Source organism: Streptomyces sp. MI02-7b, assembly GCF_033793585.1.
GTDB lineage: Bacteria > Actinomycetota > Actinomycetes > Streptomycetales > Streptomycetaceae > Actinacidiphila.
In genome coordinates this window covers 253,601-265,619 of the sequence record NZ_JARAWX010000012.1, presented here as the reverse complement: position 1 = coordinate 265,619, position 12,019 = coordinate 253,601, and the positions used below count along the sequence as shown (strand labels likewise).

The following is a 12,019-nucleotide window of genomic DNA, read 5'->3' as shown; positions in this document are numbered from 1 at the left end:
GGACCACGCGGGTCGGGGGGCCTCCCGGGGTGCGGCGGCCGCGACCGCCGCGGCCGCAATGGCCAGACCCGCCGCGGCCATCCGTCGGCGGCGGCGCAGCAACCGCCGCAGGCGGTGGCCTCCGCCGCCCGCCCTGATCGGTGCGAAGTCCGGCACCGGGCACGGCGCCGGCGCCCCGGCGCCCGCCCGGCGGATCGCACTCGCACCCGCAGCCGCGGTCGTCACACCGTTCATGCCGTCCACCCCGCCCAGACTGTCCACGCAGTTCATGCCGTTCATGCCCGTCACACTCTCCATATCCGTCACACCCTCCACATCGTCAGACCCGTCACCGGGACCACCCGCGGCACTCGTCGGCACCGCCGGACCCTGCCGCAGACGGCGGTCCGGGGCGGCACGGACCACGATGCACCAGCGCGCCGACGGCCGTTCCCGGCCTGTGGATTACTCGCGGGTTGTGGAAAACTTCGTCGCCCGGTCGAGGGGACAAAGGGCCCAGACCTGGCGGCACGGCCCCGGCGGTGATGTGCTGGTCAGTGAAGCGAAGCGCCTGAGCCCGACAACGGGAGGTGGTCGACGTGCCCAGGCAGACCTTGCACGACGACCTGTCCGGAAACGCCAGGTCCCACCCGGGCGACGTAGCCCGCCGCGTCGCACAGCGGCGGGAGCAACTGGGCCTCAGCCGCGAGGAAGTGGCCGCACGGGCCGGGATGACACCCAGCTATGTGCGCTACATCGAGGAGCAGTGCCATCACACCATCGGCACCAATGCCCTGCTCCGCCTCGCGGGCGCGTTGCGGACCACGGCCAGCCGGCTGCTCGGGGGCGACACCGAGAACTGCCCGGACGAGGTGGCGACCGGACAGCCCGTGCCGTGCGACCTCGACGCCGGTGAGTGCTGGAACCGGCTGGCCGGACAGGACGTCGGCAGGATCGCGCTGACCACCGCCACCGGTCACCCCGCCGTGGTGCCGGTCATCTACTCCGTGGTCGACGGCACCATCGTCTACCGCACGGCGCCGAAGGCCCCGCCGGCCGCCGGGCACGGCATCGAGGTCGCCTTCGAGGTCGATCGATTCGACGCGTGCCTCAGCGCCGGCTGGAGCGTGCTGCTTCTCGGAATCGTCGAGCACGTCACCGACTCCGACGAGGTGCGTGCGCTGGCCGAGGGCGCCCACCCCGACCCGTGGGCCGACGGCACCGACGACCTGTGGATACGCATCGTCCCGTCCAACGTCACGGGATGCCTGATACGCGTCGAGTGAGCCGCGCCCCATGTGTCATGTGCCATGTGCCGCGCCCCGCGTGCCTCAGTCCGGTACGAGCACGGCGGCGCCGTTGACGCGGTCGGCGGCCAGATCCCCCAGGGCCCGGTCCGCCTGGTCCAGCGGATACGGGGTGACGGTCACCCGGATCCCGATCCTGGCTGCCAGCGCCAGGAACTCCTGTCCGTCCTGTCTGGTGTTGGAGGTGACACTGCGCAGATTCCGTTCCTGGAACAGATGGCGCTGATAGTTGAGCGTGGGGACGTCGGTGAGGTGGATGCCGGCGACGAGCAGCGTGCCACCGCGGTCCAGGGCCTCCAGGGCCACCGGCACCAGATCGCCGACGGGCGCGAAGAGGATCGCCGCGTCCAGTGGTTCCGGGGGCCTGGCGTCGGCACCGGCCGCCGAGGCCGCACCGAGTTCCAGCGCGAGCTCGCGCGCCTTCGCCGACCGGGTCAGCACATGCACGGTCGCGCCCTCGGCCAGCGCGACCTGTGCGGCGATGTGCGCCGAGGCCCCGAAGCCGTAGATGCCCAGGCGTCCTCCGGGCGGCAGATCGCTACGGCGCAGCGCGCGGTAGCCGATGATCCCGGCGCACAGCAGGGGCGCCAGGTGCACGGCGTCGCGGCCGCCGGCGTCCTCGGGCAGCGCATACGCGTAGTCCTCCGGGACGGTGGTGAAGTCCGCGAAGCCGCCGTCGGCGTCCCAGCCGGTGTAGAGGGAGTCGGGGCACAGGTTCTCCCGGCCGGACCGGCAGTGGACGCAGTTCCCGCACGTGCCGCGCAGCCAGGCGACGCCTACCCGGTCGCCCTCGGTGAATCGGCCGGCGAACTCACCGGTGGCGATGACCCGCCCGACGACCTCGTGCCCGGGCACGGTCTCCCGACGGTGCGGGGGAAGGTCCCCCTCGGCCAGGTGGAGGTCGGTCCGGCAGACGCCGCACGCCTCGACGCGCAGCAGCAGCTCCCTCGGCCCCGGCACCGGTTTCGGCCGCCCGACGCGCACCAGCGGCTCCGTGAGCATGGGACCGGGCCGGTCGACGACCCAACCGCACAGCATGTCTCCAGTCTGCGGCCCGGGGCCGTCCCCACGCACGGCGAAACGACCCGGGGGACGACGGCGGGGTACGCCGAAGGCCCCCGGTCGTGGTCGACGGGGGCCTTCACCCGAAAGTGGGGCGCCGCTCGGGCGATCCGCTCAGGCGGCCGCGCGAGCACTCCGCTCAGGCGGCGGAGGTGCTTGCCGAGCTCGACGAGGAGCCGCCGGTGCCCGAGGAGCTCGAAGAAGACGAGGACGACGACGTCGCCGACGACTTCGCGTCGGACCCGCTGCCGGCCTTGGCCGCCGGGGCGCTGCTGGACGACGAGCCGCGGCTGTCGGTCCGGTAGAAACCGGAACCCTTGAAGACAACGCCGACCGCGGAGAAGACCTTGCGCAGGCGGCCATGGCACGCCGGGCACTCGGTGAGCGCGTCGTCGCTGAACTTCTGCACCGCCTCGAGGCCCTCGCCGCACTCGGTGCACTGGTACTGGTAGGTCGGCACTTGCTCCTCCTGGCACTCTGGTTCAGTGAGTGCTAACGACGGTCAATAGTGCAGCATTCCGCGGCGTCAGTCCACCGTGACCGCCACTCGGTGACCGATACCACTGCCGTCGCCGCGTGCCGCGACCAGTCCCGCGGACCGCGGGGCGAGCCTGCCGCGCAGTGCCAGCAAGGTGATCAGCGCCAGTGCGGTACCGGCCAGGGGCACGGTGAATCCGGCGCTCGCACCGATGCCGTCCGCGAGCCGGCCGGCGGCCGTGGCTGCCGCCGCCTGCCCGAGCGCGACCGCCCCCGTCAGCCAGGTGAAGGCCTCCGTGCGGACCCGCGCGGGCACCAGCGACTCCACCAGCGTGTAGCCGGTGATCAGTGCCGGGGCGATGGTCAGCCCCACCAGCAGCCCGAGGCCGCCGAGCAGCGGAACGGCGTGCGCAGCCCAGAGCATCGAGGTGGCCGCGGTCAGCGCGGTGTAGCCGACGACCATCCGCCGCCGGGGCCCGGACTTCCAGGCCACCGCGCCGCAGACGATGCCCGCCAGCATGTTGCCCGCCGCGAAGGTGCAGTACAGCAGGCCGTTGATGCCCGGCCGCCCGATCTCCTCGGTGAAGGCTGTCATCGAGACCTGCATGCCGCCGAAAACGGCGCCGATGCCGAGGAAGGCGACCGCGAGCACCCGCACGCCCGGCACGGTCAGCGCCGAGGGCTGCCGCTCACGGGCGCCGTCCGCGGTGCGGGCGGCCGGCGCCGGAGCGGTCCGCCGCTGCACCGCGAAGATCAGACCGCCGGCCAGCGTCAGCGCAGCTTCGGCCAGCAGCCCGGCCGCCGGGTGGACGCCGGTGCTCAGCGCCGTGGCCAGCACCGGCCCGATGACGAACGTGAACTCGTCGGTCACCGACTCGAAGGCCGCTGCGGTCTGCAGCAGCGGGGAGTTCTCCGGCAGGGTGGCGGCCCAGCGGGCGCGCACCATCGGCCCGATCTGCGGCACGGAGGCGCCCGCCGGCACCGCCATCGCCAGCAGCGCCCACAGCGGGGCGTGGGCGAGGGCGAGCAGCGCCAGCAGCGTCACGGCCGCCGTGTGCACGATCACACCGGGTACGAGGACCGCGCCCTGGCCGAAGCGGTCGGCGAGCTTGCCGCTCTGCGGGGCGAACAGCGCCATGGCGACGCCGGTGACGGCGGACACCGCCCCCGCGGTGCCGTAGGAGCCGGTGGTGTGCTGCACCAGCAGCACGATGCCGATCGTCAGCATCGCGAAGGGCTGCCGGGCGGTGAACCCGGGCAGCAGGAACGTCCACGCACCGGGGGTGCGCAGCAGCTGTCCGTAACCGGGGCGCCCCGCGCCGGACGCGCGGTCCCGGAGGCCGCGCCGTTCGCGCCGGTCCCGGTGGGGCCTCAGCGGCGAGCGACGGGAGGAGCGAGTGACCGTGGATGCCACGGCCCGGGCCTTTCTGCCGCCTGGTAGCGCACCCTGGACGCCTGGTCGCGTACGGTGCGCCGAGAGCTGTCCTCTCGCGCTTGACCGAGGTAGATACCGGGTGTCCGGCCGCCGGGCGGTCGCGCCAGCTCTGCGTCAGGCAGAGTTGGTGGTGACTGTCGTGCAGCCATGTTAACGGCTGGTTTCGCGGCCTGATTCCAGCCATCCGGCCAGCTTGCCGCCCCGGCCGACCGCGCGCAGCCGCGCCTCGGCCCTGTCGCGCACCGGGTCGGTCGCGACGACCAGGAGTTCGTCGCCGGTCCGCAGCACGGTCGTCGGCAGCGGTACGAAGCTCTTGCCCTCGCGGACGACCAGCGTGACCGCAGCCCCGGGCGGCAGCCGCAGTTCGTTGACCTCCACGCCGTGCATACGGGACCGGTCGGGGATGCGCATCGACAGCAGGTGGCCGCGCAGCCGTTCCAGCGGGGCGGATTCGATGCCCAGGTCCTCGGCGGCGCCCGGGTCGTCGATCCGCAGCATCTTGGCGAGCCACGGCAGGGTCGGCCCCTGCACCAGGGTGTAGACGATCACCAGCACGAAGACGATGTTGAAGATCCGCTCGCTCTGCTCGACCTCGGCCACCATCGGGATGGTGGCCAGCACGATGGGTACCGCGCCGCGCAGTCCCGCCCAGGAGAGCAACACGTGTTCGCGGAAGGGCGTTCGGAAGGGCAGCAGACTCGCCGTCACCGACAGCGGCCGCGCCACCATCGTCAGCACGAGCCCGACGACGATCGCGGGCACGATGTCGTCGCCCAGTTCGTGCGGGGTCACGAGCAGGCCCAGCAGGACGAACAGCCCGATCTGCGCGATCCAGGCGAGCCCCTCGGCGAAGCCGCGGGTGGCGGGCCGGTGCGGCAGTTTGGCGTTGCCGAGTACGACGGAGGCGACGTAGACGGCGAGGAAGCCGGAGCCGTGCGCCATGGCCCCGCTCGCGTACGCGAGGACGGCGATGGCCATCACCGCGATCGGGTAGAGGCCGGAGGCGGGCAGCGCCACGTGCCGCAGGGCGTACGCGCCGAGCAGGCCGACCGCCAGGCCGACGACGGCGCCGATCGCCAGCTCCAGGAGGATCTCGCCCAGCAGGACGCCCCAGTTGTGCACCGGCCAGTGCTCGGAGAAGGCGACGACCAGGATGACCACGGGAGCGTCGTTGAAGCCCGACTCGGCCTCCAGGACACCGGTCAGCCGCGTGGGCAGCGGCACCCGGCGCAGCACGGAGAAGACCGCCGCCGCGTCGGTGGAGGACACCACGGCGCCGATGATGATCGACTGCCGCCAGTCGAGCCCGACGAGGTAGTGGCCGCCCGCCGCGGTGACGCCGACGCTGACCGCGATCCCGAGGGTCGCGAGCACCGTGGCGGCGGGAACCGCCGGTTTGATCTCGCGCCACTTGGTGCCCAGACCACCTTCGGCCAGAATCACCACAAGTGCCGCATATCCCAGCACTTGGGTCAATTCGGCGTTGTCGAATTTGACGCCGAGGCCGTCCTGCCCGATGGCGACGCCGATGCCCAGGTAGATCAGCAGGGTCGGCAGTCCGCTGCGCGACGACAGGCGCACCGCGACCACTGCGATGAGCAGCACGGCGGCGCACACCAGCAGGAGCTCGTTGAGGCGGTCGACAGTCAGGAGCCCGTCCTTTCACTGCAGTTCATTGCCTTGCCTAATATTTTACCTGTGCTTGAGGTCGCTGCGATCTCCACGGGCCGTCCGGGAGCGGCTTCTGCACCGCTTCCGTACAGCTTCCGTCCTCGCTTCCGGCACCGCTTGGGAGGCCGCTGGGCACTACGCCTAAGGTGGCCCCTAGCAATCGGTCCACCCTGCCCTCGAAGGACATCGATGCCCCCCAAGACAAAGTCCCGCCGCGTGCGCCTGATCGTGATCGGGGTCGTACTCCTGCTGGTGGCGGGCATCGCCTTCGGGTCGTACTGGAGCGTGGCGACCGTCCGCGCGTCCCTCCCGCAGACCGCCGGCACCCTGCAGCTCAAGGGCCTGTCCGGGCCGGTCCAGGTCAAGCGGGACGGCAACGGCATCCCGCAGATCTACGCGGACACCCCGCAGGACCTCTTCCGCGCCCAGGGGTACGTCCAGGCCCAGGACCGTTTCTACGAGATGGACGTGCGCCGGCACCTCACCGCGGGCCGCCTCTCGGAGATGTTCGGCAGCGGCCAGGTGGAGACCGACGCCTTCCTGCGCACGCTGGGCTGGCGCGAGGTCGCGCAGACCGAGTACGACACCAAGCTCTCGCAGACCACCAAGGACTACCTGCAGGCCTACTCGGACGGTGTCAACGCCTACTTGGCGGGCCACAAGGGCGCCGACCTGTCCGTGGAGTACGCGGCCCTGTCGCTGACCAACGACTACACCCCGGAGAAGTGGACGCCGGTCGACTCGGTCGCCTGGCTCAAAGCCATGGCCTGGGACCTGCGCGGCAACATGCAGGACGAGATCGACCGCGCGCTGCTGACCAGCCGGTTGAACGCGAAGCAGATCGCCAGTCTCTACCCGGCGTATCCGTACGCGCGGCACCGGACGATCGTGGACAGCGGAACGGTCAATACCGTCACGGGTGCGTACGAACCACCCAATTCCGCCACGAGCGGCGCGTCCGGCGACACTTCGGGCACCGGCACCGGCACCGGCGCTGGCACCGGCACCGAGACGGGAACGGGAACGGGCACGGGCACGGGCACGACGGGAACCGGCACCAGCACCGACACCGGCTCGACCGTCGACGAAGCCGCCGGCAACCTGCAGTCGCAGCTCGCCTCGCTCTCCGGCACCCTCGACCAGATCCCGGCGCTGCTCGGCCCCAACGGCAACGGCATCGGCTCCAACTCCTGGGTCGTCGCCGGCGGCCACACCACCACCGGCAAGCCGCTGCTCGCCAACGACCCGCACCTGGCGCCCCAGATGCCCTCGCTCTGGTACCAGATGGGCCTGCACTGCACGGCGGTCTCCAAGGCCTGCCCCTTCGACGTCGCCGGCTACACCTTCTCCGGAATGCCGGGCGTGGTCATCGGCCACAACCAGTCGATCGCCTGGGGCATGACCAACCTGGGAGCCGACGTCACCGACCTGTACCTGGAGAAGCTGAGCGACGACAGCTACTTCTACGACGGCAAGCAGCTGCCCCTCAAGACCCGCCAGGAGACGATCAAGGTCGCCGGGGGAGCGGACCGCACGATCACCGTCCGCAGCACCAACAACGGCCCGGTGGTCTCCGACCGCAGCTCCGAGCTGCTCAAGGTCGGCGACCGGGCGCCGGTGGACAACTCCGCGCCCGACCGGGGCAACGGCTACGCGATCTCCCTGAAGTGGACCGCCCTGCAGCCGTCCAAGACGATGGACGCGGTGTTCGAGCTGGACACGGCGACCGGCTGGGAGGAGTTCCGCGCCGCGGCCCGCGACTTCGCCGTCCCCTCGCAGAACCTGATCTACGCCGACGGCAAGGGCGACCACGGCAACATCGGCTACCAGGCCCCCGGGCAGGTCCCGACCCGCGCCGCGGGCTACGACGGCACCTACCCGGCCCCCGGCTGGGACCCGAAGTACCAGTGGGGCAAGCCGATCCCGTTCGACGCCATGCCGTGGGAGTTCAACCCGCCCCGCGGCTACATCGTCACCGCCAACCAGGCCGTCGTCGACCAGCGCAAGTACCCCTACCTGCTCACCCAGGACTGGGGCTACGGCACGCGGAGCCAGCGGATCAACGACCTGATCGCGTCCAAGATCAAGGACAGCGGGCTGGTCTCGATGGACGACATGCAGAAGATGCAGAGCGACAGCAGCAGCGAGATCGCCAAGCTGCTGGTGCCGTACCTGCTGAAGATCGACATCAAGAACGACAAGGACGACTACGTCCGCAACGCGCAGAAGCTGCTGGAGAGCTGGGACTACAACCAGGACGCGGACTCCGCGGCCGCGGCCTACTTCAACGCGGTCTGGCGCAACACCCTCAAGCTCGCCTTCGGCAACAAGCTGCCCAAGGAGCTGCGGCCGAAGGGACAGTGCCTGACCGTGCCGGCGACCGACCGGTCCGGTCCGGTCGACGACCTCAGCGGCAAGTCCAAGCTGGTGCGCGAGTGCGGCCAGCGCGACGCCGACCAGGCGCAGCCGGACGGCGGCGACCGCTGGTTCGAGGTCGTGCGGTCGATCATCAAGGACGAGGACAACCCGTGGTGGACCACGTCCCCCACGGCCTTCTTCGACAAGGACAGCGGCAAGCCGCGCACGACCCGCGACGAGCTGCTCGCCCAGGCGATGAAGGACGCCCGCTACGAGCTGACCGCCAAGCTCGGCAAGAACATCGACACCTGGAGCTGGGGCCGGCTGCACCAGCTGGAGCTGCGCAACCAGACGCTGGGCACCGGCGGTCCTGCCGTCGTCCGCTGGCTGCTCAACCGCGGTCCCTGGAACCTCGGCGGCGGCGAGGCGGCGGTCGACGCCACCGGCTGGAACGCGGCCGGCGGCTACGAGGTGGTCTGGGTGCCGTCGATGCGGATGGTGGTCTCGCTGGACGACTTCGACAAGTCGCGGTGGATCAACCTCACCGGCGCCTCCGGGCACGCCTACAGCGCGCACTACTCGGACCAGACGACGAAGTGGGCCAAGGGCGAGCTGCTGCCGTGGGCGTTCACCAAGCAGTCCGTGGACGCGAGCACCGACGACACGCTCGCGCTGACGCCGTAAAGCGCTGACGCCACCACGCCGGGGCGCGGGCAGTGGACGTACGTCGAGGGGGCGGGCCCGCGGGCCCGCCCCCTCGCGCGTTCAGCGGCTCCCCGGCCGCCCGAAGCGCCGCACGCCGTCCGGGGTGACCACCGCGTCCACCGGCCGGTCGTGCGGCTCGGCGGGCACGTGCTCCAGCACTTCGTGCCCGTACAGCAGGACCACCAGGGCCGGCGTCGCCCCGCCCGCCTCCAGCCGGGTCAGCACGCGGTCGTAACTGCCGCCGCCGCGGCCCAGGCGCAGGCCGTTCGCGTCGGCGGCGAGACCGGGCAGCAGCACGGCGTGGGCGCCCGTGACGGCGTCCGGGCCGAGGCGGCGGCCGGTGGGCTCGTACAGGCCGCGCGACGTCCGCACGAGCGCGTCCGGGCCCTCGTAGGCCGCCCAGTCCAGATCGTTGTCGGGCAGCAGGACGGGCAGCAGGACCCGCGCGCCGCGCTCGCGCAGCGCCTCCAGCAGCGCACGGGTGCCAGGTTCCGCGCCCATCGAGACGTAGGCCGCCACAGTCCTGGACGCTCCGGACAGCTCGGGCAACTCCAGCGCGTGCCGGGCGATTCCCCGTTCCGCCTCCTCGCGGAAACCTTCCGTGAACCCACTCCTCATCCGCAGGAGGGTTTTCCGCAACTCGGCCTTGCTACCGTGACTGCCACTCATTTGGCCCACAATCGCCGCCTATACCCGTCATGCAACCGGAACTTCATCTTCACCTCATATGCAGCGGATATTGTGCAGACCATGACTCACGCGCGTACTCGGATCAGCAAGGCTGTCATCCCCGCAGCCGGCCTCGGCACCCGTTTCCTCCCCGCCACCAAGGCGACACCCAAGGAAATGCTTCCGGTCGTGGACAAGCCCGCCATCCAGTACGTGGTCGAGGAGGCCGTCGCGGCCAACCTCTCCGATGTCCTCATGATCACCGGCCGCAACAAGCGCCCGCTCGAGGACCACTTCGACCGCAACTACGAGCTCGAAGAGGCCCTGACCCGCAAGGGCGACGAGTCCCGGCTCGCCAAGGTCCAGGAGTCCAGCGACCTGGCGACCATGCACTACGTCCGCCAGGGCAACCCCCGGGGCCTCGGCCACGCGGTGCTCTGCGCCGAACCGCACGTCGGCGACCAGCCCTTCGCGGTCCTGCTCGGTGACGACCTGATCGACCCCCGCGACCCGCTGCTCAGCACCATGATCGACGTCCAGGAGCGGCACGGCGGCAGCGTCGTCGCGCTGATGGAGGTCGATCCCGGCCAGATCCACCTCTACGGCAGCGCGGCGATCGTCCCCACCGACGACGACGACGTGGTCCGGATCACCGACCTCGTCGAGAAGCCCGCACAGGGCGAGGCGCCCTCCTCGTACGCCATCATCGGCCGCTACGTCCTGGACCCGGCGATCTTCGGTGTGCTGGGCAAGACGCAGCCCGGCCGCGGCGGCGAGATCCAGCTGACCGACGCCCTGCGCGAACTGGCCCAGGAGGGCGGCCCGGACGGCCCCGTGCACGGCGTGATCTTCAAGGGCCGGCGCTACGACACCGGAGACCGCGCCGACTATCTGCGTGCCATTGTCCGACTGGCATGCGAACGTGATGACCTGGGCCCGGACTTCCGGACCTGGCTGCGTTCGTACGTCAACGAGGAGATGCAAGCTTGAGCAGTAGCACGGCCGCCGGTGCCGATCGCGTCTGGTCCGTCTCGGAACACCTCGACAACATCCTCCGGCAGCTGAGGCCCCTGGAGCCGATCGAGCTGCAACTGCTCGACGCCCAGGGGTGCGTGCTCGTCGAGGACGTCATGGTGCCGGTGTCGCTGCCGCCCTTCGAGAACAGCTCGATGGACGGCTACGCGGTCCGCACCACCGACACCCAGGGCGCGGACGACGAGCACCCGGCCGTGCTCACGGTCATCGGTGACGTGGCGGCCGGCAGCGGCGAGCCGCCGACCGTCGGCCCGGGCGAGGCCGCGCGGATCATGACCGGCGCCCCGCTGCCGCCCGGCGCCGAGGCCGTCGTCCCGGTCGAGTGGACCGACGGTGGCAGCGGCGAGGCGGGCCCGGTCACCGGCATGTCCGCCGCGAGCCGTTCGCCCGAGGCGTCCTCGGGCGAGGTCCGGGTCTACCGGCAGGTCGAGGCCGGCGCGCACGTCCGCGCCCGCGGCAGCGACGTGGCCGCCGGTGAACTGGCCCTTGCCGCGGGCACGGTGCTGGGGCCGCCGCAGATCGCGCTGCTCGCCGCCGTCGGCCGTGCCGCGGTGCGGGTGCGCCCCCGTCCGCGGGTCGTCGTGGTGTCCACCGGCAGTGAACTCGTCCCGCCCGGCGAGGCGCTGGGCCCCGGCCGTATCCACGACTCCAACAGCTACATGCTCACCGCCGCCGCGCGGGACGCCGGCGCCCAGGCGTACCGCGTCGGGGCGGTCGCCGACGACGCCGAGACCTTCCGCGCCACCGTCGAGGACCAGCTGATCCGCGCCGACCTGGTGGTCACCAGCGGTGGCGTCAGCGTCGGCGCGTACGACGTGGTGAAGGAGGCGCTGGGCGAGGAGATCGAGTTCCGCACGCTGGCCATGCAGCCCGGCAAGCCGCAGGGATTCGGCTTCGTCGACGCGGGCGCCCGCGCCGAGACGGAGCCCTCCGGAGAGGACGAGGAGGCGGCCGTGGAGCCGGAGCGCACCCCGCTGGTCGCGCTGCCGGGCAACCCGGTCAGCGCGTATGTCTCCTTCGAGCTGTTCGTGCGCCCCGCCATCCGCACGCTGATGGGCGTCGAGCCGGTCCACCGGCCGTCGCTGCGGGCGGTCTGCCCGGCGGCCGTGACGTCCTCGCCGAAGGGCAGGCGCCAGTTCCTGCGCGGCCGCTACGAGGCCACCGCCGGCACAGTCACCCCCGTGGGAGGGGCGGGATCCCACCTGGTGGGGGCACTCGCCCACGCGAACTCGCTGATCGTGGTCCCGGAGGACGTCACGGAGATCGCCGCGGGCTCCGAGGTCGACGTGGTACTGCTCGACTGAGCGGGTAGCGTACTGCC

The 12,019-nt window shown here is 71.6% G+C and carries 9 protein-coding genes and 1 pseudogene; 4 read left to right on the top strand and 6 right to left on the bottom strand.

The genetic code is table 11. The features are described 5' to 3' along the window. A pseudogene (locus tag PV364_RS21745) lies at positions 1-297 on the bottom strand (hypothetical protein); the annotation flags it as partial. 281 nt (positions 298-578) lie between these two features. On the opposite strand from PV364_RS21745, the gene PV364_RS21740 reads away from it, so the two are divergent. Next, complete coding sequence (locus PV364_RS21740) at positions 579-1,265, top strand: helix-turn-helix domain-containing protein (RefSeq protein ID WP_319661802.1); 687 nt, start codon at positions 579-581, stop codon at positions 1,263-1,265. A gap of 45 nt (positions 1,266-1,310) precedes the next feature. Here the strand turns inward: PV364_RS21740 and PV364_RS21735 are convergent, their stop codons facing one another. The 4 genes from PV364_RS21735 to PV364_RS21720 form a co-directional block, all read right to left on the bottom strand. After that, positions 1,311-2,321 (bottom strand): zinc-dependent alcohol dehydrogenase family protein, encoded by a 1,011-nt coding sequence (locus PV364_RS21735; RefSeq protein ID WP_415924586.1) that lies wholly within the window; start codon positions 2,319-2,321, stop codon positions 1,311-1,313. A gap of 166 nt (positions 2,322-2,487) precedes the next feature. Beyond that, positions 2,488-2,808 carry an FmdB family zinc ribbon protein gene (locus PV364_RS21730; RefSeq protein ID WP_319661799.1) on the bottom strand — a complete coding sequence of 107 codons (321 nt, stop codon included), beginning with the start codon at positions 2,806-2,808 and terminating at the stop codon, positions 2,488-2,490. 66 nt (positions 2,809-2,874) lie between these two features. After that, positions 2,875-4,119, bottom strand: a complete 1,245-nt coding sequence (locus PV364_RS21725; protein WP_319661822.1) for an MFS transporter — start codon at positions 4,117-4,119, stop codon at positions 2,875-2,877. Positions 4,120-4,410: 291 nt separating this feature from the next. Beyond that, positions 4,411-5,910 carry a potassium/proton antiporter gene (locus PV364_RS21720; protein WP_319661821.1) on the bottom strand — a complete coding sequence of 500 codons (1,500 nt, stop codon included), beginning with the start codon at positions 5,908-5,910 and terminating at the stop codon, positions 4,411-4,413. 210 nt (positions 5,911-6,120) lie between these two features. Here PV364_RS21720 and PV364_RS21715 point away from each other — a divergent pair, with 210 nt between their 5' ends. Further along, positions 6,121-8,973 carry a penicillin acylase family protein gene (locus tag PV364_RS21715; protein WP_319661798.1) on the top strand — a complete coding sequence of 951 codons (2,853 nt, stop codon included), beginning with the start codon at positions 6,121-6,123 and terminating at the stop codon, positions 8,971-8,973. An 81-nt stretch (positions 8,974-9,054) separates the two neighbouring features. Here PV364_RS21715 and PV364_RS21710 read toward each other — a convergent pair whose 3' ends face one another. Continuing rightward, on the bottom strand, positions 9,055-9,663 hold the full coding sequence (locus tag PV364_RS21710) for a 5-formyltetrahydrofolate cyclo-ligase (RefSeq protein WP_319661797.1): 609 nt from the start codon (positions 9,661-9,663) through the stop codon (positions 9,055-9,057). Positions 9,664-9,744: 81 nt separating this feature from the next. On the opposite strand from PV364_RS21710, the gene galU reads away from it, so the two are divergent. Further along, a complete protein-coding gene (gene galU, locus PV364_RS21705; RefSeq protein WP_319661796.1) occupies positions 9,745-10,653 on the top strand; it encodes a UTP--glucose-1-phosphate uridylyltransferase GalU in 909 nt (302 codons plus the stop codon). Beyond that, positions 10,650-12,002 carry a gephyrin-like molybdotransferase Glp gene (glp, locus tag PV364_RS21700; RefSeq protein ID WP_319661795.1) on the top strand — a complete coding sequence of 451 codons (1,353 nt, stop codon included), beginning with the start codon at positions 10,650-10,652 and terminating at the stop codon, positions 12,000-12,002. The genes galU and glp overlap by 4 nt, the downstream gene beginning before the upstream one ends. Positions 12,003-12,019: the final 17 nt, after the last annotated feature.

Bases quoted from the DNA above. Each gene is read 5' to 3' on its own strand.
- PV364_RS21715 (WP_319661798.1), top strand. From the start codon at position 6,121: ATGCCCCCCAAGACAAAGTCCCGCCGCGTGCGCCTGATCGTGATCGGG.
- PV364_RS21710 (WP_319661797.1), bottom strand. From the start codon at position 9,663: ATGAGTGGCAGTCACGGTAGCAAGGCCGAGTTGCGGAAAACCCTCCTG.
- galU (WP_319661796.1), top strand. From the start codon at position 9,745: ATGACTCACGCGCGTACTCGGATCAGCAAGGCTGTCATCCCCGCAGCC.